At 39.0% G+C, this 25,968-nt stretch carries 30 protein-coding genes and 1 tRNA gene; 19 read left to right on the forward strand and 12 right to left on the reverse strand.

Features of this window, described 5'->3' with window-relative positions:
• The 4 genes from HZC45_02180 to HZC45_02195 all read left to right on the forward strand — a co-directional run.
• On the forward strand, positions 1 to 1,032 hold a 1,032-nt coding region (locus HZC45_02180; GenBank protein ID MBI5681971.1), incomplete at its 5' end, for a nickel-dependent hydrogenase large subunit.
• Between the two features lie 15 nt (positions 1,033 to 1,047).
• Complete coding sequence (locus HZC45_02185) at positions 1,048 to 1,437, forward strand: response regulator (protein ID MBI5681972.1); 390 nt, start codon at positions 1,048 to 1,050, stop codon at positions 1,435 to 1,437.
• Positions 1,438 to 1,462: 25 nt separating this feature from the next.
• Positions 1,463 to 2,836: a HAMP domain-containing histidine kinase gene (locus HZC45_02190; GenBank protein ID MBI5681973.1), complete on the forward strand. Its 1,374-nt coding sequence runs from the start codon at positions 1,463 to 1,465 to the stop codon at positions 2,834 to 2,836.
• Between the two features lie 255 nt (positions 2,837 to 3,091).
• Positions 3,092 to 3,181, forward strand: a tRNA-Ser gene (locus HZC45_02195).
• Between the two features lie 48 nt (positions 3,182 to 3,229).
• Here the strand turns inward: HZC45_02195 and HZC45_02200 are convergent.
• A complete protein-coding gene (locus tag HZC45_02200; protein MBI5681974.1) occupies positions 3,230 to 4,753 on the reverse strand; it encodes a hypothetical protein in 1,524 nt (507 codons plus the stop codon).
• 250 nt (positions 4,754 to 5,003) lie between these two features.
• Here HZC45_02200 and HZC45_02205 point away from each other — a divergent pair, with 250 nt between their 5' ends.
• Both HZC45_02205 and larE read left to right on the forward strand, forming a co-directional pair.
• Entirely contained in the window at positions 5,004 to 6,011 is a 1,008-nt protein-coding gene (locus HZC45_02205) for a 7-cyano-7-deazaguanine synthase (protein ID MBI5681975.1), read from the forward strand.
• Positions 6,005 to 6,880, forward strand: a complete 876-nt coding sequence (gene larE / locus HZC45_02210; GenBank protein MBI5681976.1) for an ATP-dependent sacrificial sulfur transferase LarE — start codon at positions 6,005 to 6,007, stop codon at positions 6,878 to 6,880. Before HZC45_02205 ends, larE begins: the two co-directional genes overlap by 7 nt.
• Positions 6,881 to 6,933: 53 nt before the next feature.
• Here larE and HZC45_02215 read toward each other — a convergent pair whose 3' ends face one another.
• Complete coding sequence (locus HZC45_02215; protein MBI5681977.1) at positions 6,934 to 7,521, reverse strand: formate--tetrahydrofolate ligase; 588 nt, start codon at positions 7,519 to 7,521, stop codon at positions 6,934 to 6,936.
• Between the two features lie 161 nt (positions 7,522 to 7,682).
• On the reverse strand, positions 7,683 to 7,958 hold the full coding sequence (locus tag HZC45_02220) for an HU family DNA-binding protein (protein MBI5681978.1): 276 nt from the start codon (positions 7,956 to 7,958) through the stop codon (positions 7,683 to 7,685).
• A 146-nt stretch (positions 7,959 to 8,104) separates the two neighbouring features.
• Between HZC45_02220 and HZC45_02225 the strand changes: the two genes are divergently transcribed.
• The 7 genes from HZC45_02225 to HZC45_02255 all read left to right on the forward strand — a co-directional run bounded on the left by HZC45_02225 (position 8,105) and on the right by HZC45_02255 (position 13,739).
• Positions 8,105 to 8,743 (forward strand): deoxynucleoside kinase, encoded by a 639-nt coding sequence (locus HZC45_02225; protein MBI5681979.1) that lies wholly within the window; start codon positions 8,105 to 8,107, stop codon positions 8,741 to 8,743.
• Between the two features lie 215 nt (positions 8,744 to 8,958).
• The gene (gene panB, locus HZC45_02230; protein MBI5681980.1) at positions 8,959 to 9,753 is read left to right on the forward strand and encodes a 3-methyl-2-oxobutanoate hydroxymethyltransferase; all 795 of its coding nucleotides are present in this window, start codon (positions 8,959 to 8,961) and stop codon (positions 9,751 to 9,753) included.
• 1 nt (position 9,754) lies between these two features.
• Positions 9,755 to 10,597: a pantoate--beta-alanine ligase gene (locus HZC45_02235; protein ID MBI5681981.1), complete on the forward strand. Its 843-nt coding sequence runs from the start codon at positions 9,755 to 9,757 to the stop codon at positions 10,595 to 10,597.
• 5 nt (positions 10,598 to 10,602) lie between these two features.
• Positions 10,603 to 10,971, forward strand: a complete 369-nt coding sequence (locus tag HZC45_02240) for an aspartate 1-decarboxylase (GenBank protein MBI5681982.1) — start codon at positions 10,603 to 10,605, stop codon at positions 10,969 to 10,971.
• 175 nt (positions 10,972 to 11,146) lie between these two features.
• Positions 11,147 to 11,803 carry a DUF502 domain-containing protein gene (locus HZC45_02245; protein ID MBI5681983.1) on the forward strand — a complete coding sequence of 219 codons (657 nt, stop codon included), beginning with the start codon at positions 11,147 to 11,149 and terminating at the stop codon, positions 11,801 to 11,803.
• Complete coding sequence (locus HZC45_02250; protein ID MBI5681984.1) at positions 11,778 to 12,935, forward strand: DegT/DnrJ/EryC1/StrS family aminotransferase; 1,158 nt, start codon at positions 11,778 to 11,780, stop codon at positions 12,933 to 12,935. The genes HZC45_02245 and HZC45_02250 overlap by 26 nt, the downstream gene beginning before the upstream one ends.
• Before the next feature lie 27 nt (positions 12,936 to 12,962).
• Positions 12,963 to 13,739 carry an HD domain-containing protein gene (locus HZC45_02255; GenBank protein MBI5681985.1) on the forward strand — a complete coding sequence of 259 codons (777 nt, stop codon included), beginning with the start codon at positions 12,963 to 12,965 and terminating at the stop codon, positions 13,737 to 13,739.
• A gap of 192 nt (positions 13,740 to 13,931) precedes the next feature.
• On the opposite strand, the gene HZC45_02260 is transcribed toward HZC45_02255, so the two are convergent.
• The 3 genes from HZC45_02260 to HZC45_02270 all read right to left on the reverse strand — a co-directional run bounded on the left by HZC45_02260 (position 13,932) and on the right by HZC45_02270 (position 15,486).
• Positions 13,932 to 14,396: a prepilin-type N-terminal cleavage/methylation domain-containing protein gene (locus HZC45_02260; protein MBI5681986.1), complete on the reverse strand. Its 465-nt coding sequence runs from the start codon at positions 14,394 to 14,396 to the stop codon at positions 13,932 to 13,934.
• Between the two features lie 131 nt (positions 14,397 to 14,527).
• The gene (amrA, locus tag HZC45_02265) at positions 14,528 to 15,067 is read right to left on the reverse strand and encodes an AmmeMemoRadiSam system protein A (GenBank protein ID MBI5681987.1); all 540 of its coding nucleotides are present in this window, start codon (positions 15,065 to 15,067) and stop codon (positions 14,528 to 14,530) included.
• Complete coding sequence (locus HZC45_02270; GenBank protein ID MBI5681988.1) at positions 15,064 to 15,486, reverse strand: NUDIX hydrolase; 423 nt, start codon at positions 15,484 to 15,486, stop codon at positions 15,064 to 15,066. Before HZC45_02270 ends, amrA begins: the two co-directional genes overlap by 4 nt.
• A gap of 216 nt (positions 15,487 to 15,702) precedes the next feature.
• Here HZC45_02270 and aroD point away from each other — a divergent pair, with 216 nt between their 5' ends.
• The 5 genes from aroD (at position 15,703) to secG (ending at position 19,839) form a co-directional block, all read left to right on the forward strand.
• On the forward strand, positions 15,703 to 16,413 hold the full coding sequence (aroD, locus tag HZC45_02275; GenBank protein ID MBI5681989.1) for a type I 3-dehydroquinate dehydratase: 711 nt from the start codon (positions 15,703 to 15,705) through the stop codon (positions 16,411 to 16,413).
• Between the two features lies 1 nt (position 16,414).
• Positions 16,415 to 17,419 (forward strand): type I glyceraldehyde-3-phosphate dehydrogenase, encoded by a 1,005-nt coding sequence (gene gap / locus HZC45_02280; GenBank protein ID MBI5681990.1) that lies wholly within the window; start codon positions 16,415 to 16,417, stop codon positions 17,417 to 17,419.
• On the forward strand, positions 17,374 to 18,645 hold the full coding sequence (locus HZC45_02285) for a phosphoglycerate kinase (GenBank protein MBI5681991.1): 1,272 nt from the start codon (positions 17,374 to 17,376) through the stop codon (positions 18,643 to 18,645). Before gap ends, HZC45_02285 begins: the two co-directional genes overlap by 46 nt.
• A gap of 102 nt (positions 18,646 to 18,747) precedes the next feature.
• Positions 18,748 to 19,521, forward strand: coding sequence for a triose-phosphate isomerase (locus tag HZC45_02290; protein MBI5681992.1), 774 nt, complete (start codon positions 18,748 to 18,750; stop codon positions 19,519 to 19,521).
• Positions 19,522 to 19,839, forward strand: a complete 318-nt coding sequence (secG, locus tag HZC45_02295; protein MBI5681993.1) for a preprotein translocase subunit SecG — start codon at positions 19,522 to 19,524, stop codon at positions 19,837 to 19,839.
• Here secG and cobS read toward each other — a convergent pair.
• The 6 genes from cobS to HZC45_02325 all read right to left on the reverse strand — a co-directional run bounded on the left by cobS (position 19,823) and on the right by HZC45_02325 (position 24,698).
• Positions 19,823 to 20,566 (reverse strand): adenosylcobinamide-GDP ribazoletransferase, encoded by a 744-nt coding sequence (gene cobS / locus HZC45_02300; GenBank protein MBI5681994.1) that lies wholly within the window; start codon positions 20,564 to 20,566, stop codon positions 19,823 to 19,825. The genes secG and cobS overlap by 17 nt on opposite strands.
• Complete coding sequence (gene cobT, locus HZC45_02305) at positions 20,563 to 21,627, reverse strand: nicotinate-nucleotide--dimethylbenzimidazole phosphoribosyltransferase (GenBank protein MBI5681995.1); 1,065 nt, start codon at positions 21,625 to 21,627, stop codon at positions 20,563 to 20,565. Before cobT ends, cobS begins: the two co-directional genes overlap by 4 nt.
• Before the next feature lie 44 nt (positions 21,628 to 21,671).
• Positions 21,672 to 22,211 carry a bifunctional adenosylcobinamide kinase/adenosylcobinamide-phosphate guanylyltransferase gene (gene cobU, locus HZC45_02310; GenBank protein MBI5681996.1) on the reverse strand — a complete coding sequence of 180 codons (540 nt, stop codon included), beginning with the start codon at positions 22,209 to 22,211 and terminating at the stop codon, positions 21,672 to 21,674.
• A gap of 100 nt (positions 22,212 to 22,311) precedes the next feature.
• On the reverse strand, positions 22,312 to 22,839 hold the full coding sequence (locus HZC45_02315; GenBank protein MBI5681997.1) for a cob(I)yrinic acid a,c-diamide adenosyltransferase: 528 nt from the start codon (positions 22,837 to 22,839) through the stop codon (positions 22,312 to 22,314).
• A 26-nt stretch (positions 22,840 to 22,865) separates the two neighbouring features.
• The gene (locus tag HZC45_02320) at positions 22,866 to 23,663 is read right to left on the reverse strand and encodes an ABC transporter permease (protein MBI5681998.1); all 798 of its coding nucleotides are present in this window, start codon (positions 23,661 to 23,663) and stop codon (positions 22,866 to 22,868) included.
• A 69-nt stretch (positions 23,664 to 23,732) separates the two neighbouring features.
• Positions 23,733 to 24,698: an ATP-binding cassette domain-containing protein gene (locus HZC45_02325; GenBank protein MBI5681999.1), complete on the reverse strand. Its 966-nt coding sequence runs from the start codon at positions 24,696 to 24,698 to the stop codon at positions 23,733 to 23,735.
• 251 nt (positions 24,699 to 24,949) lie between these two features.
• Between HZC45_02325 and phnD the strand changes: the two genes are divergently transcribed.
• Entirely contained in the window at positions 24,950 to 25,846 is an 897-nt protein-coding gene (gene phnD, locus HZC45_02330; GenBank protein MBI5682000.1) for a phosphate/phosphite/phosphonate ABC transporter substrate-binding protein, read from the forward strand.
• Positions 25,847 to 25,968 lie beyond the last annotated feature (122 nt).

Here is a 25,968-nt window from a genome sequence, read left to right on the forward strand (position 1 = left end):
TCAAGTCAGGCTTTAGATTTGAGAAAACTCGCATTTTATGGAGAGATAATACAGAGCCATATCCTTCACTTATATTTTCTTGTGCTGCCCGACCTTTTCGGTGTTGGAAGTATTATGCCTCTGATTTCAAGTCATCCTGACATTGTCAAAAGGGGGATGCGGTTAAAGAAACTTGCAGATGATATATGCAGGATTGTAGTTGGCAGGCACATACATCCAATATCCCTTACAACAGGTGGAATCACACATCTGCCAGATATTGGTGAACTCAAGGAATTAAAGAATCTTCTCAAAGATTCTACTAAAGATTTAGATGCAACACTTGGACTATTTAAAACATTTCCTATTCCCCAGTTCTCAAAGAAAAGGGAATTCATCTCCTTAAAAGAAGATGGGCAGTATGCTTACTACAGTGGCAATATTTATTCAAGCAAAAGATACTGCATAAAACCAAAGGATTATAAAAAGGTTATTAAGGAATATATCGTGCCGTATTCAACAGCAAAACATGTCCAGGGCAAGAAAGGTGTCTATATGGTTGGTGCGATGGCAAGGGTAAATAATAATTTCAAACAATTATCCAAAAGGGCGAGAGAGGCAGCAAAGGAGATTGGGCTGACCCTGCAGCCGTATAATCCCTTTATGAATAATGCCTCTCAACTAGTAGAGGTGTATCACTGCATTGAAGATTCAAAAAAGATAATAGATAGACTTATTTCAAACGGCTTAAAAAAAGAGGACTTAAAAAGACCAAAAAAATTCGGCAAAGGGGTCGGTATTGTTGAGGCGCCAAGGGGCATGCTGGTTCATGAATATACCATTGATAAAAACGGCATTATAACTGATGCAAACTGTATTATCCCAACTGCCCAGAATCTAAAGATAATGGAAGATGATGTAAGGAATTATGTGCCCACTATTTTAGGCAAAACAAAAGAAGAGATAACAAGAGATATTGAGACGCTAGTCAGGGCTTATGACCCCTGTATCTCATGTTCAACACATATTATGGATGTGAGGTTTGATGAATAAGGGAGGTGAAAGATATTGCCAAAAATCCTTTTAATTGATGATGATGTAGATACTGTGGAGGCAATGAAGATAGTCCTTGAGGCAAAGGGTTATAATGTTATTACAGCATATGAGGGTGAAAGCGGTTATAACAAGGCAGAACCAGAAAGACCTGATTTGATAATCCTTGATGTGATGATGAAAACAAAGGATCAGGGGTTTCAGATAAGTTATAAACTTAAGGCAAATCCTGATTTATCATCCATTCCAATCCTTATGCTCACATCTGTTGGAAAGGAGACAGGTTTCAGATTTTCCCCTGAAACAGATGAGGAATATCTTCCTGTAGATGATTTCGTTGAAAAGCCGATAAGACCAGTAGAACTTATAAATAAGGTTGAAGAACTTCTTAAGAAACCCAGATGAGTAGTTATTTTCGGAGCAAAAACAGGTGATACCTATTAACACAGGGATATCATTGAGACATGAGGAACTTTTAGAGAGACTTGGCTGGCTTATAAATCTAAGATGGCTTACAATCGTCTTTATTATACTTGCCTACCTTACTGCAACAACCATATTCAATCTTAAGATAGAAATAATTCCACTGTCCATTATAATAGCATCTATAACTGTATATAACACAGCATTTTACCTTTATATAAGAAGAGAGAGAAAAAGGACTTTGGATATGGCAGGTAGGATTGCCTTTATGCAAAGTATCCTTGATATCATTTTCTTAACAGCATTTATCCATTGGACATCCGGCATAGAAAATCCCTTTATCTTCTATTTTATCTTTCATACCATAATAACCAGCGCCCTTTTGCCAAAAAGACTTGGGTTTATTCAGGCATTCATTATATGTATTTTAATCGCCTTTCTTTCAGTCTTTGAGTATCTTGAAATAATTCCCCATCATCCTATTAACGGGTTTTTGACCGCAGGATTTTATAAAAACCCAATCTATGTATTTGCGGTCTATTTTACATTTGCATCAACCATTCTAATCTCCACATTTATCACAGCATCAATATCAGAAAATCTGGCTAAAAAGGAATTTGAACTTAAGAAGACTTTAGTAGACCTTGAAGATGCAAATCTTAAATTACTGGAAAAAGACAAACTCAAGTCTGAGTATGTAATGATGGTTGCCCATGATATAAAATCACCGCTTTCGTCAATATTAAGCATGGCAGATGCATGTCTTGAAGTATTTTCAGATAGCATGGACAAAAGGATAAAGGATATGCTTATCAGGATACGACAGAAGGCAGATAACCTTCACCGCTATGCAGCGGATTTACTCAACCTATCACGAATCAAGTCTTCAGATAGATTGAATTTGGAGGTCTTTGGCATAAAGGATGTTATAAATGAGTCTCTTGAGTTTGCTGTCCCGATTTCAGAAGGGAAGGAGTTGGATATTAAGATTGATATACCTGATAATATGCCGCTTGTTACAGCAGATAAAGAGCAGATGAGATATGTATTCATAAACCTTTTGTCAAACGCATTCAAATATACACCAGATGGAGGCAGGGTTTTGGTGAAGGCAGAATCTTATAATGAAACAATGAATATTGAAGTGAGCGACACTGGTATAGGCATACCTCAAGATGACATACCTAAGATATTTAATGAGTTCTTCAGGGCAGGCAATGTGGAAAAAATAACAAAAGGCACAGGGCTTGGGCTTGCACTGGTGAAATATATTATTGAAAGGCATAATGGCAAGATACTGGTTGAAAGTAAACTCGGTAAAGGGACAAGGTTTAAGGTAGTATTGCCAATAAAACAGACCAAACCCTCTAATAACTATTAGACTGTGTCATAACCCCATTTTTATGGTAGTCGCAGGCTTTAGCCTGCGTTCAACCCATTGATTTTATTGACTCTCAGCGCAACCTAAAGGTTGCGGCTACCAATTATGACACAGATTGTATGCCAGAGGCTTGACTTTATAACCGTTTTAGTTATACTTTTATTGAATTTTCAAGCCTCTGTTTTTAGTCTTCCATTTAACAAGCCAAAAAAGAAGGGAAACATAGATGGGATTATATGATGATGGTTGTAAAGAGGAGAGGTGGCCGAGAGGCTGAAGGCGGCTGACTCGAAATCAGTTTTACCCGCAAGGGTAACGGGGGTTCAAATCCCTCCCTCTCCGCCAACTGGTAATTTACTTTTTTCCGATTTATTCGGGGTTATGACAGTAATATTAAACCATGTCAACTATTTCTGTTATAGGCAATGTTGCAATATCCATATATTTTTTATAATTCGATTCATCTGGTTTCAGCATATCCATAACCCTTGAAAATGTGTTTTCAATAAATATTTCCCTGTCCTGTTCTCTTCGTCTGATGCCAAAACGTATCTTTTTTCGCTCCTCTGCACTGAGTCTATTGATTAGATTTTTAGTTATCCATATTGCACCATAACGGGCAAAATCTGACACCCTGCTTGCACAGTTAACAGAGTCGCCAAGGGCTGTAAATTCTATACTGGATGAGTCAGAGATAGTTCCAAAATATTCTTCTCCCTCGTTTATTCCAATGTTTAGATAAAGGTCATTAAGCCATCCTTTCCGTCTTTTCCATTCCAGATTTAGTTTTTTCATCTCATCTCGTAGTTCCAAACTGCAATGGATTGTATTCATAAGGTACTTGGCATTTTTATCTTTCAGAAAATAATAGACCATCCCGTCACCAACATGCTTTCCGCAAACGCCATTGTATTTTTTAAAGGAACTTTCCATATACCTGCGTATCTCGTTTATTAACTCAAAATATTCTTCAGGCGGCAATTCAGCACAGATTCTGCTGGAATCCTGCAGGTCTGCAACAATGGCGCAGAAAGATATAAGTGATGGTATGCATTGTTTTAATAATTCATTTATTATATTTCTGCGGTTTGATAACAAATAGAGAATATCAGTATGCATCTTATCATGTGCGTAAACTAAAAATATACCTTCTCTGAAGATTATATAAAATACATGGTAGGATGTTAAGATGCCGTCTGAACCGATGAGGTTGGTGTATGTTTCGTTAATGACGCAGTCTTTGACAGAAACTTTATCGTAACTCTTTTCAAGTGTCTGAATTTCACTCTCTGAAATATTGTTATACAGATTTGGCAATATATCTCTGGAATACCTTGATTTGAAAAGACTCATATGGAAATCAATAAGTTCATTTTTATTTTTGTTTACACTGTCTAATTTCATCAATAACTTAAATATATTTCTTGCTCCCGCATTTCTAATAAGGTGAATATTCTGGTTGAAGATTTCATTTTCTGCCTCGCTGTTAGTCCATGAGACCTCAAAATTATTATTAACCAGATAGGCAGGACAGTGTATATCTTTGATAGTTACCTTTAAGTCTTCATTGCAGCCTATATAGTTTACATCTTTGGTTTTATTCTCTGAATTTTCACCATTAGAAACAGGTGGGTTACCTATAGCAGAACTGAGTTTAGTCTTATTAAACCTATCTATAATATCTTCCATAGAATTACCCTCCTTTTTCATTTGTTTGACTAACTCAATACGGTCTAATACTGTCTTTGGAAAGTAACCAATCTTTCTTGCACGGGTTTTGTGGTCTTCCGCCTTTTTTACATCAGGTTTGGGAATAATGCCTAACTTAATATAATTATTTAATGTTGCTCTGGATATACCTGTTTGCTCAAGTATTTCTTTACTGTTTACTAAAGGTGTATCATTATAGGTTGGCATAAGTTCAAATTGTCTAATTATACTGACTAACTAATTGGATTTAGTAGACTGTATATACATTTTAGTTACTATTGTCAAGTAAATAATTGTACAGTAAGATAATTGTATAAATAGACAATTTAATTACCGTCTGGACATAGGAGCAGTGATATCCCAGATAAAACTCTTTGACATTAAAAAAATCAAAAAGTATAATTTGATAAATTCAGCGCCGACTGTCTGTTCATCAATTGTTTTTGGAGGGATACTAGTGAATAAAAAGGCTGTGGCATTACTATCAGGCGGACTTGACTCTACCCTTGCTGTAAAGGTCATGTTGGAGCAGGGCATAGAGATAGAAGCCCTTAACTTTACATCTGCGTTTTGCACATGCAACTGCAGGGAATCCACATGCAGGAGTGAGGCACAGAGGGTTGCAAAGGAGTTCGGCATAAAGATAAAGGTTCTTCAAAAGGGTCTTGACTATGTTGATGTAATAAGAAAGCCTAAATACGGCTATGGTCAGGGGATAAATCCATGTGTAGACTGCCGCATCTATATGCACAAACTTGCCAAGAGATACATGGAAGAAACAGGTGCGTCTTTTATCATTACGGGGGAGGTTTTGGGGCAGAGACCCATGTCCCAGAGGATAGATGCATTCAAGTCTATTGAAAAGGAAAGCGGTCTGCAAGGACTTATACTCCGACCCCTTTCTGCAAAACATCTTGAGCCGACAATCCCTGAAAATGCAGGTATCGTGGACAGGGAAAAACTCCTTGATATAATAGGCCGTTCAAGAAGGCCGCAGATGGAACTGGCAGAGGATTTCAATCTTGAAAACTATCCATGCCCGTCAGGTGGTTGTCTTCTTACTGACAAAATATTCTCAAAAAAGGTAAGAGATTTGCTGGAGCATAATAAAAATGTTACAGCAAAAGATCTCTATATATTGAAGGCAGGAAGGCATTTCAGAATAAACGAAAATGCAAAGGTCATTCTGGGAAGGGATGAAAAGGATAACATAAAACTTAAAAACCTTAAGCAGAATGAGGATATTCTGATAGAACCTTTAGATTTTGCAGGACCTACTGCCATTATATGCGGCACAGCAGATGATGATGCTGTGAACACTGCTGGCAGGATGATACTCCGATATGCAAAGGAAAAGGCAAATGGAAATGGGCAGATAAAGATGACATGGGGCAGCGAAACGACTATATTTACAGTAGATTCACCTCTGGATGAAAAAACAATAGAGAGGATGAGGATATGCTGAGACTACAGAAGTCAAAAGGCGAAAAGCATGCTTTTCGCAGTCAGGAGTCAGGAGAAGAAACTCTAAACTTAAAACTCAAAGCTCTTCAAAACATACTGCAGGAGATGGGGTCTGTGCTTGTTGCGTTTTCAGGCGGAGTTGACTCAACATTCCTTCTTAATGTTGCGGCAGACACACTAGGCAATAACATAATTGCCGTGACCGCTACATCACCTACATACCCTGCATCTGAACTTGAAGAGGCAAGAAAACTTGCAAATGATTTTGGCGTAAGACACCTGATTATTGATTCCAATGAACTCTTGATACCTGATTTTGCTGAAAATACAGAGAAGAGGTGTTACTACTGTAAGAGCGAACTCTTTGATATTGCTTCTGCAGAGGCAAAAAAACTAGGGATAAACCATGTGGCTGACGGCAGCAACACTGATGACCTGAATGATTTCAGACCCGGCAGAGATGCAGCAATAAAACTTGGCATAAGGAGTCCGCTTGTTGAGGCAGGGCTCTCTAAGGATGAGATAAGAGAGTTGAGCAGGCAAATGGGATTAAAAACATGGGACAAGCCGTCTTTTGCATGCCTGTCTTCAAGGTTTCCCTATGGCACACAAATTACAGAGGAAAGACTGTATAAGGTAGAAAGGTGTGAAAGGTTTTTAAAGGAACTGGGCTTCAGACAATTCAGGGTGAGGTATCACAATGACACAGCAAGGATAGAGGTATCTCCGCAGGAACTAAAAGGCTTTCTGGATGATGCAAAGAGGCTTGCGATAGTCAAACGATTTAAAGAAGTGGGTTTTACATATATAACACTGGACCTACAGGGTTATAGGACAGGGAGTATGAATGAGGTAATAAAAAAGGAATGATACAGCCAAATCTTCCTATTCCAATATCAAGTCGCCATATGTTATAGATTTTCTTAAATTCCCGCAAGTCTTCCTTGCCTGTCAATGTCAATCCTCTCTGCAAGCGGATTCATTGGCAGACCGGGCATAAGCAGTATATTTCCGCAAACAACCACAATGAACCCTGCACCTGCAGCAGGCAATACCTTATGAACAGTTATATTAAAACCCTTCGGTCTTCCCAAAAGGGACGGATTGTCAGATAGTGATTTATGTGTCTTAGCAATGCACACAGGAAGTCTGCCATATCCCAACCGCTCTGTTTCTTTAATACCTTCAACAGCGTCCTCTGAATATGAAACTCCATCTGCCCCATATATCTTTCTGGCAATAGTCTCAATCTTTTCCCTTATACCTGCATCAAGATTATACAGATATTTGAAATTTCCACTCCATTTACAGAGTTCTATTAGTTCCTGTGCTGTATCAAGTCCTCCAGTGCCGCCTCTATTTCTTACATCAGTTACAAGATATGAAGAATGGATTTTTGCAATATGTTTTCCGTAAGGTATGATATGTTTGACAGGGATATTCAGTTTTCTTGCGATGCTATCTAAAGGTTTTGGTGAGGCAGAATGGGCTATTTCCACATCAGATTCCATTTACGACCTGCTGAATGAATAAAGGTGTGCTGATACAGAGGGATGGTGTATGACTTATCAAATAAACTTATATGCTCTACCAACTGAGCTATCCGCCCGATAAAGCAAGCATTCTAAAGATAAAGTGGTGTTATCTTAAAATAACAACCTTATCTGCCGCTTTATTTATTCACAGCACTCTTTAATGCTTTACCAGGTTTAAACTTTGGAACCTTTACTGCTGCTATCTTAATCTCTTCGCCGGTTCTTGGATTTCTTCCCTTCCTTGCCTTTCTTTTTGAAATGCTGAAGGTGCCAAAACCAACAAGGCTGACCTTTTTTCCTTTTTTAAGAGAGGTTGTGACGCTGTCAATAAATGAACCGAGTGCCTTTTCAGCAGCCACTTTTGTTACTCCAGCCTTTGATGCTATTGCACTAACTATTTCTCCTTTTGTCATAAATCCTCCTATTTTTAGAGAAATTTTTTAAAAATATATACAATGGTGTATTGCTATAACAACTTTAATAAACACTTGTCAAGAAATTTGTTACTGTGACACCGGTCTTCTTGACATTTGTTTAGCCATAATGTATTTTAATAGATATGGAAAATGCCAGATATATTGCTGTTGAGGGACCAATCGGTGTTGGCAAGACAAGTTTAGCAGAACTTATTGTCAGGGAATTTAACGGCAGATATATTTTAGAAGATGTAGAGTCAAACCCATTTATCAGAAATTTTTATAAAGACAGAAGGAAGTTTGCATTTCAAACCCAGTTATTTTTTCTTCTCTCGAGGTATCAGCAGCAGAGGGATTTAAGCCAGCAGGGGCTTTTTAATAAGGTGACGGTAACAGATTATATATTGGCGAAGGACAGGATTTTTGCCTATCTTAACCTTGATGAAAATGAATTTTCACTTTACGAGCAGGTTTATAGACTTTTGGATGCAAGGGTAACAAAACCTGACTTGGTAATATTTTTACAGGCTAATACAGATATTCTGATAGAGAGGATTAGAAAACGAAATAAAGATTACGAAAGAAATATTGAGGAAGGTTATCTTGAAGAGTTATGTGAGGCATACAATAATTTTTTCTTCTATTATACAGAAACACCGCTTTTAGTTGTAAATACCTCTGATATAGATTTCGTAAACAGCCCCGATGACCTATCCAGCCTTGTAAAAGAGATAAGGTCTGTACGGGGCGGCGTTCACTACTATATACCTGTTTCTGCTTAACTGGGTAATGATGAAATAACTGCCTGTATCCTTTTAATAAGGACCGGGACAGAAGGAACAACTTGAATTGAAAATTGAAAAATGCAAATTTAATTTTGCATTTTAAAATTCCCAACTTTCAATTTGCATTAAATCAATGACCTTCTGTCGCTGGCAGAAGGTTTTTTATTTTATGATTGCATAGACGAATGTTATCTTTAAACCATGAGCCATAAATGAAGATTACTATTTTGGATATAAAAAAAATGAAAAAAGAGGGAAGGAAGATACCTGTCCTGACTGCGTATGATTATACAATGGCAAAGATCCTTGACAGTGCAGGCATCCCCATTCTCTTGGTAGGTGATTCATCAGGTATGGTTTTTGCTGGTTACGAAAGCACGGTTCCAGTAACCATTGAAGAAATCATCTATCATACAAGGTCTGTTGCACGGGCAAGAAAGAATGCCCTTGTTGTTGCAGATATGCCGTTCTTATCATATCAGGTAACCACCCAAGATGCTAAAAGAAATGCAGGGAGACTTGTAAAAGAAGGCGGTGCAGAGGCTGTTAAACTTGAAGGAGGCGAATCCATAAAGGATACTGTAAAGGCAATAGTTGAGATGGGTGTGCCTGTTATGGGACATGTTGGTTTGCAGCCTCAATCTATTCACAAGATGGGCGGATATAAAATACAGGGAAGGACAAAAAAACAAAGACAGCAGATATTAAAGGATGTAAAGGCAATTGAAAAGGCAGGGGCTTTTTCAGTAGTGCTGGAGGGCATACCCCAAGATTTGGCAAAACAGATAACAGAAACAGTTTCTATCCCTACAATTGGCATTGGTGCAGGAATCCATTGTGATGGTCAGGTGCTGGTTTTATACGATATGCTGGGGCTTTATAAGGATATAAGCCCTAGTTTTGTAAAGAGATATGCAGAGTTAAATGACATTATAACCTCTGCTGTTGAAAGGTATATAGACGAGGTTAAGGCAGGAAAATTTCCTGAAAATAAACACAGTTTTTGATATGCAGGTTATAAAAACTATAAAGGAAATGCAGGCATTTGCCGATAATAAAAGAAAAGAAGGCAAAACCATTGCCCTTGTGCCTACAATGGGGTTTTTACATGACGGACACAAAAGCCTTTTAAAACAAGGCAGAAGATACGATTGCCTTATTATGAGTATCTTTGTAAATCCAATACAGTTTGGACAAAATGAAGATTACAACTTATATCCCAGGGATTTTAAAAGAGACCTTAAGATTGCAGAGGACGAGCATGTTGATATTGTATTTTATCCTGATACCAATGAAATGTATCCTCATGGTTTTGAAACATTTGTGTCAGTTCCCAAAATTAGTAAACACCTGTGCGGGATTTCAAGACCATCTCATTTTCAAGGGGTTGCTACGGTTGTGGCAAAACTGTTTAATATAGTAAAACCGCATATAGCAATATTTGGTGAAAAAGACTATCAGCAGTTGGTTATAATAAAAAAGATGACCAGAGATATGAATTTTGATATAGAGATTATTGGCATGCCAATTGTCAGGGGAAAAGACGGTCTTGCCATAAGTTCAAGAAACAGTTATCTAGACACGAGAGAAAAAAAGGCAAGTCTGTGTATTTACAGGGCAATTGTTAAGGCAAGGGATATGTTTGCAAGCGGGATACGCAGTGCAGAAGATATTCTTAAGGAGTTGATAAAAATCATAGAAAAAGAACCCCTTGCAAGGATAGAGTATATTAAAATCTGCGATATAGACACATTGGAAGATATAGTTCATATAGAGGATAAGGCCATTGTTGCCATTGCAGCTTGGCTTGGCAGGGCAAGACTAATTGATAATTGTGTATTAGGAGGTTAAACACTATGCAAAGGATGATGCTTAAATCCAAGATACACAGGCTTACTGTAACAGATGCAAATCTTGAATATGAGGGTAGTGTAACAATTGATAAGTCGCTTATGGAAGAGGCAGACATTCTCCCTTATGAGCAGGTAAATATCTATAATGTAACTAACGGCAGCCGTTTTCACACCTATGCAATAGAAGGTGAAAGTGGAAGCGGGGTTGTCTGCATAAATGGGGCAGCAGCACATCTTGCAAAGAAGGGTGATGTAATTATTATAGCCACCTATAATATGCTGGACAATGTGGCGGCAATTGCCAATCACCGCCCAATATGTGTGTATGTAGATGAGAGAAATCATATAAAAGAGGTTAAGAGGGCGGCATAGACTATACTTAAGCGTCATAACTTCGTATACATGCGTTGCCTGCCTGTGTGTTGCACGCAGACAGGTCGTTGCGGCGTATGCTAAAAATACGCCTCACTCCTCGCTTTCGTCGCGCCTTGGTCTACTTTGTTATGACGCTTAAGTATGCGGATTTATTTATGAGGCTGTGTATAAAATGATAAACATAATGAAGGCAAATTTTAAGAAGTATTTTCTTACAGGTCTATTGGTGGTAGTTCCATTGTATTTAACAGGCTATGTAGTAAATGTAATCATCAATTTCATGGATGATATGCTTAAATTTCTGCCGCGGTTCATTCATCCTGATACATATCTGCCATTCCATATACCGGGTATAGGCATAATAGTTACAATCTCTATTATACTGCTGACAGGCGCCCTTACCGCAAACCTGATTGGCAGGAGACTTGTGGAATGGGGAGAGGGAGTCCTTGAAAAGATACCTTTTCTAAGAAGTGTCTATTACTCTACAAAGCAGTTTATTGAAACCATGTTTGTTAACAAGCATGAGGGGTTCAGAAAGGTTGTTCTCGTAGAGTTTCCCAAAAAAGAGATGTATTCAATCGGGTTTTTAATAGGTCCATCTACCAGCGAGATAAGTAGTAAGATTGAAGAACCAACGGCAAGTGTTTTTATACCCACAGCACCCCTTCCCACTACAGGATACTATTTGGTCATTCCTGAAAAGGACATAATACCGCTTGACATGAGTATTGAGACTGCATTTAAACTGATAATAACAGCAGGTGTTGTAACACCTGAAAGCAACGGGGGTTCAAAGACAGGTGTTAGTTCCGCTATTAGACATTAAGGCACAGTTAAAACCTATAAGGCATGAAATCTTAAATGCTGTTACTGATGTAATAGATTCAACTCAGTATATAATGGGCAAAAGGGTGCAGGAACTTGAGGAAGAGGTTGCCCGATACTGCGGCACAAAATATGCCGTAGGTGTTTCATCAGGCACAGATGCCCTGCTTATCTCTTTGATGGCTCTTGGTATAAAAAAGGATGACATCGTAATTACAACCCCTTATTCATTTTTTGCAACTGCAGGGGCAATTGTTCGCATTGGTGCTGTCCCTGTCTTTGTGGATATAGACCCTGTTTCATATAATATCTCTCCATCCCGACTCAAAGAATGGTTTAAATCCCATCCAACTGAAATTAAAAGGGTAAAGGCAATAATACCTGTTCATCTTTACGGTCAATGTGCTGATATGGGAGAGATAATGAAGATAGCACAGGAATATAATATCCCTGTCATAGAGGATTCTGCACAGGCAATAGGCGCTGAATATGTTTTAGGTGAGAATATAAAACGGGCAGGCAGTATAGGACATCTTGGCTGCTTCTCTTTTTTCCCAAGTAAAAATCTCGGCGGCATCGGCGATGGAGGCATGGTTGCGACTTCTGATGTTAATTTGGCAGAAAAACTCAGGATACTTAGGAACCACGGCTCCAAACCAAAATATTATCATAAACTCATAGGCGGCAACTTTAGGCTTGATACAATTCAGGCAGCGGTTCTTCTGGTAAAATTAAAATATCTGGATAGATGGCATGAGGCAAGACAAAAAAATGCCTCAAACTACAATACCCTGTTTAATGAGGCTAAAACCTTGAATATAAAAACCCCAACTGCCGTATATCAAGGCAACGCAAGACATTATCACATATACAATCAGTATGTTATCAGGGTACAGAAGAGAGATGAACTCAAGGCATTTCTTGAAAAAAACGGCATATCTACAGAGGTTTATTATCCTGTGCCTTTCCATCTTCAGGACTGTTTTTCATATCTTGGATATAAGAAAGGCGATTTCCCTGAATCAGAAAAGGCATCAGAAGAAACACTGGCGATTCCTGTATATCCTGAAATCACAGATGAAATGCAAAGATATGTAGCGGCTCAAATAAAGGAGTTCTATAAGACTGCCTGATACCAAGCATATTCCTTTCCATTTTTTATGACCAATAAAGAAATTTCCTTTTTTAGAAAATGGTTTTCTGATTATTGCAAGTCATTCTATTCTCATAACGAAGAAGACAATAAGAATATTTCCGTAAAAGAGCACCACACCTTAAATGTCTGCCAGAATGCTGTCTTAATAGCAAAAAATCTATCCCTTGATGAAAATAGTTTACTGTTGGCAGAGGCGTCTGCATTATTTCATGACTTAGGCAGATTCAGGCAGTATGCCCTTTATAAAACATTTATTGACAGGGATTCTGTAAATCACGGTGTCCTTGGCGCTGAAATTCTTGCAAAAGAAAAGGTTCTTGAGCATCTGCCTGAAAACGAACAGAGACTTATTATTGAAACAGTCAGGTTTCACAATGCCTTTAAACTGCCCCGACTGAATAATAAAGAGATAATAAAAAATCTGAAGATTATCCGTGATGCAGACAAACTTGATATATGGCAGGTCCTTGCAAAATACTATATCTCCACTGCAGAGGATAGACCGTCAGCAGTCTCTCTTGGCATGCCTGATACACCTGAATATTCAAGGGATATAATCTTATCTATCTTAAACAAACAGATGGCATTTCTTAAAGATGTAAAGACATTAAATGACTTTAAACTCCTGCAGCTCTCATGGGTCTATGATATAAACTTTCCTGCCTCTTTAAATCTGCTTATTGAGAGAGGACATATTATGGAAATTGCAGATACACTGCCTCAAACAGAAGATATTAGGAATGCTGTAAGATATATTCAGAGGTATTTGACTGGGAAATAGAGACAGCAACCATTTTTATATGCGCAAAGAATTTTATAAAACGCCTTTTGGAGGCAGGAGTTTTTCTATAATACCCTTTAAAAATGCTATTTCATCTTGGTATGGCTTGCAGCCTGAACCAGCAGAGGAAATAAAAAAAGGGGAGGTTTTTAACCTCCCCTTTATAAAATGTGGTGGCACAGCCCACCCTACTTACTCAACTGTTAATGTGGTGGTTTTATCTGCCGTAGCTCCGTTACCATTTACATTTACCGCTACAGTAACAGTCGCGGCTGCAGCTAGGTTCTGGAAATTCCCAGCCCAGGTAGCATTACTACTTGTTATATAGACTGTTCCAGCATTTGTTGCTGCAATAGCCCCCAGTTCAAATGCAGGCATAGCCGTATTATACGGATTCCTTTTGTTACCCGTATTAAGACTAGTAATAATATTGGTGGTCATAGTAGTAGAGTCTAGATTTTTTTTTGCAATCTCTGCCTGAGCTAATCTCCCAGCAGTATCCCAGTTCTCTGCTGCTACCTTAATCTTTGCCTGTGCCTGATAACTTGTATATGCAGGTATTGCAACTGAGGCAAGTATTGCCACAATTGCCAGAACAATCAGGAGTTCTATCAGAGAAAATCCTAACTCATTTTTCCCAACTATTTTTCTTAACATTTTTTGAACCTCCTTTACATATATACATAAATTTGTTTTTGCTATAGTTTGATGATTGTCAATTTTCTTTAAGATTACTACTATTACACATTTAGGTCAAGCAAATTTTTCTAAAAATTTTTCTAACAAAATCATGTTTCCCCAAAGACATCTGCCTCAAAGATATAGATTTCAACATGCTCCTCTTTCCAGCATTTGAGAGGGAGTCCTGCCTTCATACAAGTATGGTCTAAAAATGTGTCCCTGTCCCAGTTATATTCAGCAGCAACTTGAGGCAGGAGGACACCCCGTCTTGAGCCTTTTATAATATAAATTCCATGCCTTCCCACCTCAATTTCAGACACATCATAAATCCTTTTCATTGGCGTCAGTACAGATATTTCTATTGATATTTGCGGAAGTTCATCAATTGTGACAGGAAAAAATCTTGGGTCATGGAATCCTGCTGATACAGCCATCTCTATAATAGTTAAATAAAGAGGCTTATCAGATGTAAATACACCGATACAGCCCCTTAATTCATGGTTTTTATGCAGACTTACAAACGTACCACGATTTTCAAGGAGTTCAGGGCTATTTATATAAAATTCAGGAATCTTTTTAGATTTTGCATAAGATTCTATGGTCTGTCTTGCAATATTTAATAGAAGTTCTCTATCCTCCCTATTCATAAGATGGAAACCTCCCTGTTTTTCTTCCATTTAAAATAATCTTTCAAAATCTTTTTATGGTCAAAGGCAAGGGGCTGCGGCAGATTATGTTCTTTAAAAACCCCAATTCCCCTTGCATCATCCTTTGCCTTTGGAACGCCATTTGCCTCGGCAACAAATACTGTTGAGATGGTGTGGAAGCGGAGGTCTCTTTTCGGATCTGAATAGGTATGTAGTTGGCAGATGAGTTTTACTTTTAAGGATGTCTCTTCTTCTGCCTCTCTTTTTGCTGCATGTTCAAGGGATTCGCCGTAATCCACAAACCCGCCCGGCATTGCCCAGCCATAAGGCAGATTTCTTCTCTTAATCAGAACAATGCCTTCTGACAGTTCTATAATTATATCAACAGTCGGGATAGGATTTCTAAATTTACGGGTCATAATATTTATAAAACAATACTACAGACAAGGGAGGAAAATCAAGGTCGGTAATGTATCATTTCAAAAAAAGGGATTTCACTTGACTTTTAGAGAATCTTAAAGTATTGATTACAGCAATTTTTGTTTGCCCGTGAGCATAAATAATCATGGTTCATGCAGCACCTTTTTGATGGTGTAGGGTGCAATGACTAAAACCGCAGTAATTTGAGATAATGGATGATAAAAATAGGAAGATTAAACCTTGGCAGCCGCCCTCTCATTGCAGCGGTAATAACGGATAATAGAAACAGACAGGTATTTAAAAAGGCTGTAAAAGAAGGGGCTGACCTATTAGAACTGCGTATAGATTTTTTTAAAAATACAGAAGGCATATCAGAAACCATCAAATGGTCCCGTGAAAACTGTAAGGTTCCAATAATAGGGACAGTAAGAAGCAGAATAGAAGGCAGCAAAAAACTGCTAACTGACAGGGAAAGAAGGGAAATCTTCCAAAATATTATCCCTTTTGTTGATGCTGTTGATATTGAACTCTCTTCAAAAGAAATCATTGAAGATGTTGTGAATACTGCTAAAGGGTATAACAAAAAGATAATAATATCGTATCATAATTTTAAAGAAACACCATCTGATGATAAACTGGATGAGATAGTTAAACAAAGCAAGAAAAGAGGGGCTGACATAATAAAATTAGCAGTTATGTCAATGTGTTATAACGATATCTTAAGACTCGCCAATTTAACTTTAAAGCATAAAAACATAATAACAATCTCAATGGGCAAGATGGCAAAAATATCCAGGGTGCTGTTTCCGATATTTGGGTCTCTTATAACTTATGGTGAAACAGGGACAATTTCTGCACCGGGGCAGATTCCTTTAAAAATATTAAAAAGAGAACTGGAATTATATTCAAAAAGAGGAGGTTTTTAAAATGGCAATAAAGGTTGCAATAAACGGCTTTGGAAGGATAGGAAGGAATGTGCTGCGGACATCTATTGGTGAAAAGGCATTTGAATTTGTTGCAATAAACGACATAACAGATGCAAAGACACTTGCCCATCTTCTCAAATATGATTCAGTATTTGGTATTTGCAATGCTGACATCTGTGCAAAAGACAGTGTAATCTCTGTTAATGGGAAGGATATAGCAATAACATCAATAAAAGACCCTGCCCAACTTCCATGGAAGGATTTAGGGGTTGATATAGTCCTTGAATGCACAGGGCTTTTTACTGACAGGGAAAAGGCTTCTCTCCATTTAACTGCCGGCGCAAAAAAGGTCATCATATCTGCACCAGCAAAGAATGAGGACTTGACGATATGTATGGGTGTAAACAATGATAAATACGATGCCAAAAAACACCATATAATATCCAATGCCTCATGCACCACAAACTGTCTTGCACCTATTGCAAAGGTCTTAATGGAAGAATTTGGAATATTAAGGGGACTTATGACAACGGTTCATGCATACACAAACGATCAGAAGATTTTAGATTTGCCGCATAAGGATTTGAGAAGGGCACGGGCAGCAGGGCTTTCTATGATACCAACAACAACCGGTGCTGCAAAGGCTGTCTCTCTCGTGATACCTGAACTGAAGGGCAAACTTGACGGCATTGCAGTCAGGGTTCCAACACCAACGGTATCCCTTGTTGACCTTGTTGCTGAACTGGAAAAGGATGTTACAGAAACAGATGTAAATGCCGCAATGAAGAATGCAGCAGAGGGAAGATTAAAAGGGATATTGCAATACTGTATAGAGGAACTTGTCTCTGTTGATTTTAAAGGAAACCCTCATTCATCCATATTCGATGCACCTTCAACAAAGGTTATTGGAAAAAGGATGGTCAAGGTGCTTTCATGGTATGATAATGAATGGGGATTCTCATGCAGGATGAGGGATTTGATAAAGATGATGGCAGAAAAGAGTTAAAGATAGGGGGTTTTCCTTTGGATTTAGACTTAACCTACATAGACGACCTTGATATAAGAAACAAGAGGGTATTTATCAGAGTGGATTTTAATGTGCCTCTGGATGACAAGGGCAATATCACCGATGACACCCGCATTCGTGCAGCCCTGCCAACAATAAACTATGCGCTTGATGAGAATGCAAGGGTAATCCTTGCTTCACATCTTGGCAGACCAAAGGGTAAAAGAGTTCCTGAAATGAGCCTTGCACCTGTTGCAAAGAGGCTGGGAAGACTCCTGCAAAAAGAGGTTCTCCTTGCCCCTGATTGTGTAGGTGAAGATGTTGAGAAGATTATCAATTCAATGAAGTCGGGCGACATTCTCCTTCTTGAAAATTTAAGATTCCACTCTGAAGAAGAAAAAAATGATGAACGGTTTGGAGAAAAACTGGCATGCCTTGCAGATGTTTATATAAACGATGCATTTGCTACTGCCCACAGGGCACATTCATCAAATGTCGCAATCACAAAACATATAAAAGGGGAATGCGGTGCGGGTTTTTTAATGAAGAATGAACTTACATACTTTAAAAGGGCATTGCAGAACCCATCCAGGCCCCTTGCAGCCATCATTGGCGGAAAAAAGGTTTCTGATAAGATAGGGGTTTTGTTAAGCCTCTGCGATAAGGTTGATAAACTCATAATAGGCGGCGGCATGTCGCTAACATTTTTAAAGGCGAGGGGATACGAGGTTGGGAAATCCTTTGCTGAGGATACTGTTCTTGATAAGGCGATGGAGATTATTGAAAAGGCAAGGGAAAGGAATATCAAACTATATATGCCTGTTGATTTTGTAGTTGCTGATAAATTTGACCCATCTGCTGAAACAAAGGTTGTAACATTTCAGGAGATACCAAAGCAGTGGATGGCGCTTGATATAGGTCCGGCAACCACCACCTATTTCAGCGAGGCAATACAAAATGCCAAAACCATTATATGGAATGGTCCGATGGGTGTGTTTGAGATGGACGCATTCAGCCGCGGGACATCTGCAATGGTCAGTAATGTGGCTAATACCTATGCAATGACAATAGTAGGCGGCGGTGATACTGATGTTGCTGTTCACCGTGCAGGTGAATTTGCAAAGATGTCATACATATCAACTGGCGGCGGGGCATTCCTTGAACTTTTGGAAAGCAAAGAACTCCCTGGCATCGCAGCATTAAGGCAGTGCAAAGGAAAAAGATAAATCAAAAATTAAATATCAAAAATTAAAATAGAGGTGTTTTATTTTGGAATTTTAATTTGTCATTTTGATTTTTACATTTTGATATTTAATCTTATTAAACTTATGCCCAGACCATTCATAGCAGGCAACTGGAAGATGAATATGCTGCTCCGTGATGCAGAGATACTTGTCATGGAACTGCATGAGCAACTAAATGGAATGGATTTATCTGTTGAGGTTGCAATTGCCCCGCCATTTACAGCACTACGCCATTTAAGTCATCTTATATCAAATAGTCCGATAAAATTATGCGCACAGGATATGTTCTGGGAAAAAGAGGGTGCATATACAGGAGAGATATCCCCTCTTATGTTAATTGATGTGGGATGCCAATATGTTATTGTAGGACATTCAGAAAGACGGCAGTATTTATGCGAGTCTGATGAGATTGTTAATAAAAAGGTTATATCTGCTGTTAAGCACGGCTTAAGACCAATTATGTGCGTTGGAGAGTCCATCTATGACAGAGAAAATGGCAACACCCTTAGCATAATAAAAAAACAGGTTGAAAAAGGGCTTGCAGGTGTGTTAAAAGACGAGATAAAGGATGTTGTAGTAGCCTATGAACCTGTGTGGGCAATCGGAACAGGAAAGACAGCAACACCAAAGCAGGCAGAAGAAGTCCATAATTTTATAAGGAATCTGCTTTGCGAAATCTTCGGGCTAAACGCAGTTAAAGAAACACGGATACTCTATGGAGGAAGCGTTAAACCTGATAATATAGATACCTTAATGGCAGAGCCAAATATAGACGGCGCCCTTGTAGGCGGCGCAAGTTTAGATGCAAAGGATTTTGCAAGGATAGTAAGATTTGAGAAAACAGGAGGTAGCAAATAGATGTTTACAGCAGTTATTACACTTCATGTAATTGTAAGTATATTCTTAATAATCGTTGTGCTCCTTCAGGCAGGCAAAGGTGCGAGTATTGGCGCTGCATTCGGCGGGGCATCCAGTCAGACATTATTTGGCAGTGCCGGTCCTGCCACAATCTTAACCAAGATTACAGCAGGATGTGCAATTGTATTCATGATTACCTCTGTATCTTTGACCTATATGTCTGCTAACAGGCTGAAGTCATCCATAATGAAGGATGCATCTACCTCGCCTGCGGTAACAACACAGCAAGAGCCTAAACCATCTACACCGCAAAGATAGACAAAACCATAATTAAAAATAACACCTCTGTTAATTCGCTGTGAAAACCAAAGACATCTCCGGTAACACCGCCAATACTCCTTTTAAAATATAATGTAACCAGATAAGTAAATAAAAGGACAATGCCAATATAAACCAAACCTATCTTCCCAAGAAGTACTGATGAAAATAGTATGGTAAATAGCGCTGCAATGATTACCTCTTTTTTGCCTGTATGTTCAGTAAATGCCTTTCCAAGCCCCTCCCCTTCCCTTGCATAATTTGAAAGGTATGCCATCGGCACAATTGCCCATCTGCCAAAGACAGGCAGTAAAAAAAGAACTGCATTCTTTGACTCCACAGGCAGATTATTTATTGCAATAAATTTTATAAGGATGAGAAGGACAAGCGCCGCAACACCAATAGCGCCTATCTGGCTGTCCCTCATTATTTTAAGTTTTTCTTCCTTTGTATTTCCCCCTGCAATGCCATCAATAGTATCTGCAAAGCCGTCTAAATGGAAGCCGCCATTTGTAAGTATAAGGACAACCAGAAGCAGACCATCAGCAAGACCATGCGGAAGGATTTTTGAAAGGAGCATATTTGATATTACAAGGATTAAACCCTGTATAGCGCCAACGATTGGAAAAAATGCAGTAGAACGACCCAGTTCAGATGGTTCTGCCTTCCCGATAAATTTAACAGGGATTATCGTCAAAAGTTGTATGGCAAGAAAAAGACCTTTCATGATATTTTGCTGCTTTCTGAAACCCCTGCATCACCAAATGTAGCCATCTCTCTGTAAATCTTTACACCTGCCTCTATAAGAGATATGCCGAGGGCAGCACCTGTGCCTTCACCAAGCCGTAAGTCCAAATCAACAAACGGTCTTAACCCAATCCTCTCAAGCATTATCTTATGCCCTCTTTCAACAGAATTATGGGCAGCAAACATATAATCCTTAACCTTTGGTTCAAGTTCATATGCAATGAGTGCGCCTGCTGTTGATATAAACCCGTCAACAACAACAGGAATCCTGTTTTTTGCAGCACCAATTATAAGTCCGCAGATACCTGCAATCTCAGCGCCTCCTACCTTTGCCAAGACATCAACAGGGTCTTTTAGGTCAGGCTTATTTATCCTAATCGCATCCTCAATAACCTTTACCTTGTTTTGAAATGCGCCATCGTTTATTCCTGTTCCTCTGCCTGTAACCTCATGAGCAGGCATCCCTGAAAAGACTGATATTATTGCACTGGAAGAAGTTGTATTCGCAATACCCATATCGCCTGTTCCGAATATATGATACCCCTTTTTTGAATATTCATCTGCCAGTTCAATCCCGACCTCAATGCACTTTACAGCCTCATCCATTGTCATGGCAGGTTCTTTACGGATATTCCTTGTGCCTCTTATAACCTTTCTGTGTATGAGTCCATCAATATTACTGAAATTATAATCAACACCGATGTCAACGACTGCAACCTCACAGCCTGCATGTCTTGCCAGAACATTTATCCCTGCACCTCCCCTTATAAAATTAAGGACCATCTGGGGGGTAACCTCTTTTGGAAATGCAGATACACCCTCATCTGCAACACCGTGGTCGCCTGCAAATGTAAAAATCACTTTTTTATTTATTTGAGGGTTAAGGTCTTCTGTAATTGCTACCACCCTTCTTGCAAACTCCTCCAGCCTGCCCAAACTCCCCTGCGGCTTTGTGAGATTATCAAGCCTCTTTTGAGCCTTATCATAAAATGACTCATCTATTGGCTTAATACCCTTAATTATTTCCTGAAATACAGACATTATTTCCTCTCCTTTGCCACGAAAATTTCAAAGTTCAAAATCCTTTATTTTAGTCTCATTGGAATCCCACTGACCAGAAAATATACCTCATCTGCTGTTTTTGCAAGATTCTGGTTTGTATACCCTGCCATGTCTCTGAACTGTCTGGCAAGAGGGTTATCAGGGACTATGCCCAGACCAACTTCATTGGAAACAATGATTAAATTGTATTTTGTTTTTTTACAGACAGAAATGAATTTTTCAATAGTTTTTTCAATGCTTGCCCCTTGCCCGTGAAAAGCATGCTTTTCACCCCTTGCCCCTGTCTTCTCGTGCATCAGATTTGAAATCCACAGCGTCAAACAGTCCAGTAAAATAACATCATATTTTTCATTTTTCTTTATTACATCAATAATATTTACAGGCTCTTCTATTGCTGTCCAAACTCTGCCTCTTTCTTTTTTATGCCTCTTAATTCTTTCAGTCATCTCATCGTCAAGAGGCTCTCCTGTTGCAAGATATGCCTTTTTGCCTTTCATTGACTCTGCTAGTTTAAGGGCAAAGACACTCTTCCCGCTCCTGCAACCACCGAGGATGAAAATCAGTTTGGATCCCCGCTTAAAACCTGCGGGGACAAGGTTCGGAGTTTGGGGTTTGGAGTGCTTTTTTTCTGACTTCTGACTTCTGACTTCTGACTTCCGACTTTTAGTATTCAATCCCTTCTCTCGCCTTTACACCATCATCAAAAGGATGTTTGATTTTTAGCATCTCTGTAACATAGTCTGCCATTTTTACAAGTTCAACCGGCGCATCTCTTCCTGTTAGAATAATCTCAAGTCCTTGAGGTTTATTCTCAAGAAATTTTATAAACTCACCTAACTCTAGCCACCCGCCGTTCAGGACACTGTTTATCTCATCTAAAACAAGCAAATCTATATCATTAATTTTCTTTCTAACCTTTTCAAAGGTATCTGCAACAGAATCCTTAATCTTCTCATCAGATGCTGTTTGTTTTGTAAAAATAGGATGCCGCACATTTGAACGGATGAGTTCAATCAAGGGGATATGTTTTTTTATTATTTCTTTTTCACCTGATGACGCATTATCCTCTTTAAAAAACTGTACAAAGAGAACCCTCCTCCCCTGCCCTGCCGCCCTTACAGCAAGCCCTGTTGCAGCGGTTGTCTTGCCCTTGCCTTCGCCTGTGTATATATGTATCAATCCGCTACCCATGTTTTTATTTGAATTTGCTTTGTTGACTATCCCTTCCTTTCAAATGAAAGGCTTGCAAGGATTATCATAACAATTGAAAATATTATTACAGCACCTATATCAAGGATTATAGGAAACTCTGGTCCAAGCGGCGGAAGGGCAGAACCCAATAATACATGCTTGAATGCATCTATACCGTAACTCAGGGGATTTACAAATGTAAGGTATTGCAGTACAGGAGGAAGTGTATTCACAGGATATAATGCCCCGCTTAAAAAAAACATGGGCAGGACTATGAAGTTCATTATGACATTGAAGCCTTCAAGGGATGTAAGATAGGATGCTATAACAAGCCCCATTGCAGTTATTGCAAGGGACACCAGGGCTATCAATAAAACCATTGCTGCAAACTGATGAAAAGAAATGCTCAAGCTAAGAAACGGCGACACAAATAACAAAATCACACCTTGAAAAATAGAAAGCGCTGTACCGCTCAAGATTTTTCCCATAACAATTGTTGTCCTTGATATTGGAGCAACAAGCATCTCCCTTAAGAAATCGAACTCCCTGTCCCATACAACAGATATAGTTGAAAATATAGAACTGAAGAGTATAGTCAGACCTATAATGCCGGGAAGTATAAACTGTTTGTAACTTATACCTGCCTGTCCCGTTGGAACGGCAGACAGGTCAGCAGGTATGTTTACCATGCTGGTAAACCCTGCGCCGACAATAAAAAGCCACAAGAGCGGACGGGAGATAGTAACAAGCAGTCTTCCCCTTTGCCTGAAAAACCGCTTAAACTCCCTGACTATGATTACATATATCGCTTTGTAGGAAAACAAGTCGCTTCGCTCCATTGGAAATTTATTCCTTAATTTTGCATTTTGATATTTGATTTTTGCATTTTCTTTCTACCCCTTCTTCCTTATCCTTAGAAGTTCACTCCCTTTGCCGTTATTATCATCCCTTATCTCCCTGCCTGTGAGGTTTACGAACACATCGTCAAGTGTTGGTTTTTTAAGGTTGATGGATAATATCTCTGTGCCAATGCCTTCAAATAACCTTGGTATAAATTTATCCCCTGAATCTACATTCAATGCAATACCATCTTGCAGTTTTGCAGGCTTTAATCCAAATGTTGATTCTATCTCCTGAATAGATTTTGCATCATCAGAGGTTTTAATATAAAGCGTATCGCCTTTTATCTTTTTCTTGAGTTCATCAGGTGTGCCTATAACAATAATCTTTCCATGGTCTATTATGGCAATCCTGTCGCAAACCTCTGCCTCATCCATATAATGGGTTGTCATAAAAATCGTTATGTTTTCCTGCTTCTGAAGATTATTTATAAATGCCCATATATTTTGCCTTGTCTGAGGGTCAAGTCCAAGCGTCGGCTCGTCTAAAAACAAGACCTTTGGCCTGTGAAGAAGTCCCCTTGCAATCTCAAGCCTCCTCTTCATCCCGCCTGAAAATCTCTTTACAAGGTCATCCTTTCTATCGTACAAATCAACAACATTTAATATCTCGTCAATCCGTTCCTCAGCCTTTTTTCTTGGCATGTTGTAAAGATAACAGTGAAATTTAAGATTTTCATACGCAGTCAAGTCATTGTCTAAAGTCAATTCCTGAAACACAAGACCAATGGATGCCCTTACATCAGAAGGATTTTTTGCACAATCATAACCATTGACTATTGTTGTTCCGTTAGTGGCTGAAAGAAGGGTGCAGAGGATATTTATAGTTGTGGTCTTGCCAGCGCCATTTGGTCCAAGAAAACCAAAGGACTCCCCTTGCATTACCTCAAACGATATGCCGTCAACCGCAGTAGTGCCGTTGTATTTTTTGACTAGATTTTGAACTTGAATGATTGGCATATAATTAGGTTATCTAAAAAACATTATTTTATCAATTTGTTTTTAAGTTTTTGGTTGGCAAAAAAACTTGACAAATATCAGATTAAAGTTTGAATTTCAAATGAATGTCAAATCTAACCTCCATAAAGAAATATGCTATTACAATATGACAAGAGATTATCAAAGAGGTCAGAGAAAGTCATCAGGAAAATGCTTGCAAATGTCTTGCAAATGTCTTGCAATTTAGGTTAGAAAGCCTTAAAATAATTTAAATGAAGAAATTCTCCAAAAACCTTATCCTTTTCTTATTCTTACTTCTATTTCTCATGGTGATGCTGCCCGCCCCATCGGCTGAGGAAAGGGATGCCTCCAAGAAAAGGGTTGTCCACTTTGCCTTTATCTCCCTCTATAGTCCCAGGATAATGTATGAGAAGTATCAACCCCTTATGGACTACCTCACGGAGAATACCCCCTACAGGTTTGAGTTGAAACTCGGATGGGATTACAGGGATATTATAAACTTTCTAAAGAATGATTCTGCGGAGATAGCCCTTCTGGGCGCTGCTACCTATCTTGAGGCAAAAAAGGAATTTAATGTGGTGCCTATCCTTGCCTCTCTGGACTCTGACAGGATGCCTACCTACAGGAGTGCTATCGTAACCCGGAAAGACAATAATGATATAACAAGCCTTTCCGATCTGAAGGGGAAGACCGTTGCCTTTGCCTCAAGGAGGTCTACCTCCGGCTATTTGGTGCCCTTATATTATCTCTATAAGGCTGGGGTAAAGATGGAGGACCTTTCCGGTTACTGTAATCAGGATTACCATGATGCAGTTGTCAGAGAGGTGTTGAAAGGGCGGTGCCGTGTCGGGGCTATGCTCCATTCTGTGGCGCTCAGATATTCCAAAGACCTTCGAATTATCTTTCTATCAGACCCTGTCCCGGGCCTGCCAATAGTGGTCAAAGGAAATACCTCCCCGGAATTTGTGAAATCAATCAAAAAGGCATTCCTTGCCCTCAGCCCGGATAATCCTGCCCACCAGAATATCCTCCAGGCATGGGACGAAGAGATGAACTATGGTTTTACCGAAGTTAATGATACCCACTTCAATCCAGTAAGAGAGATTGTAAACTACTTGCGTGAAATGGGTGTAAAGGTTATCCACTAAAGCGATGTCCTTTGAAAGGCTAAAAAAGAGGCTCTTTACCTTACAAGGAAAATTTATCGCCATTGCGCTTGTCTGTATAGGGGGTTTTACTATAATAGGCACTTACTTCCTCCTGGTCTCCC

The sequence above is a fragment of the Deltaproteobacteria bacterium genome (assembly GCA_016223005.1).
GTDB lineage: Bacteria > Desulfobacterota > GWC2-55-46 > UBA9637 > GWC2-42-11 > JACRPW01.

Bases quoted from the DNA above. Each gene is read 5' to 3' on its own strand.
- HZC45_02200 (MBI5681974.1), bottom strand. From the start codon at position 4,753: ATGCCAACCTATAATGATACACCTTTAGTAAACAGTAAAGAAATACTT.
- larE (MBI5681976.1), top strand. From the start codon at position 6,005: ATGCTGAGACTACAGAAGTCAAAAGGCGAAAAGCATGCTTTTCGCAGT.
- HZC45_02215 (MBI5681977.1), bottom strand. From the start codon at position 7,521: ATGGAATCTGATGTGGAAATAGCCCATTCTGCCTCACCAAAACCTTTA.
- HZC45_02220 (MBI5681978.1), bottom strand. From the start codon at position 7,958: ATGACAAAAGGAGAAATAGTTAGTGCAATAGCATCAAAGGCTGGAGTA.
- HZC45_02225 (MBI5681979.1), top strand. From the start codon at position 8,105: ATGGAAAATGCCAGATATATTGCTGTTGAGGGACCAATCGGTGTTGGC.
- panB (MBI5681980.1), top strand. From the start codon at position 8,959: ATGAAGATTACTATTTTGGATATAAAAAAAATGAAAAAAGAGGGAAGG.
- HZC45_02235 (MBI5681981.1), top strand. From the start codon at position 9,755: ATGCAGGTTATAAAAACTATAAAGGAAATGCAGGCATTTGCCGATAAT.
- HZC45_02240 (MBI5681982.1), top strand. From the start codon at position 10,603: ATGCAAAGGATGATGCTTAAATCCAAGATACACAGGCTTACTGTAACA.
- HZC45_02245 (MBI5681983.1), top strand. From the start codon at position 11,147: ATGATAAACATAATGAAGGCAAATTTTAAGAAGTATTTTCTTACAGGT.
- HZC45_02255 (MBI5681985.1), top strand. From the start codon at position 12,963: ATGACCAATAAAGAAATTTCCTTTTTTAGAAAATGGTTTTCTGATTAT.
- HZC45_02260 (MBI5681986.1), bottom strand. From the start codon at position 14,396: ATGTTAAGAAAAATAGTTGGGAAAAATGAGTTAGGATTTTCTCTGATA.
- amrA (MBI5681987.1), bottom strand. From the start codon at position 15,067: ATGAATAGGGAGGATAGAGAACTTCTATTAAATATTGCAAGACAGACC.
- HZC45_02270 (MBI5681988.1), bottom strand. From the start codon at position 15,486: ATGACCCGTAAATTTAGAAATCCTATCCCGACTGTTGATATAATTATA.
- aroD (MBI5681989.1), top strand. From the start codon at position 15,703: ATGATAAAAATAGGAAGATTAAACCTTGGCAGCCGCCCTCTCATTGCA.
- gap (MBI5681990.1), top strand. From the start codon at position 16,415: ATGGCAATAAAGGTTGCAATAAACGGCTTTGGAAGGATAGGAAGGAAT.
- HZC45_02285 (MBI5681991.1), top strand. From the start codon at position 17,374: ATGCAGGATGAGGGATTTGATAAAGATGATGGCAGAAAAGAGTTAAAG.
- HZC45_02290 (MBI5681992.1), top strand. From the start codon at position 18,748: ATGCCCAGACCATTCATAGCAGGCAACTGGAAGATGAATATGCTGCTC.
- secG (MBI5681993.1), top strand. From the start codon at position 19,522: ATGTTTACAGCAGTTATTACACTTCATGTAATTGTAAGTATATTCTTA.
- cobS (MBI5681994.1), bottom strand. From the start codon at position 20,566: ATGAAAGGTCTTTTTCTTGCCATACAACTTTTGACGATAATCCCTGTT.
- cobT (MBI5681995.1), bottom strand. From the start codon at position 21,627: ATGTCTGTATTTCAGGAAATAATTAAGGGTATTAAGCCAATAGATGAG.
- HZC45_02315 (MBI5681997.1), bottom strand. From the start codon at position 22,839: ATGGGTAGCGGATTGATACATATATACACAGGCGAAGGCAAGGGCAAG.
- HZC45_02325 (MBI5681999.1), bottom strand. From the start codon at position 24,698: ATGCCAATCATTCAAGTTCAAAATCTAGTCAAAAAATACAACGGCACT.
- phnD (MBI5682000.1), top strand. From the start codon at position 24,950: ATGAAGAAATTCTCCAAAAACCTTATCCTTTTCTTATTCTTACTTCTA.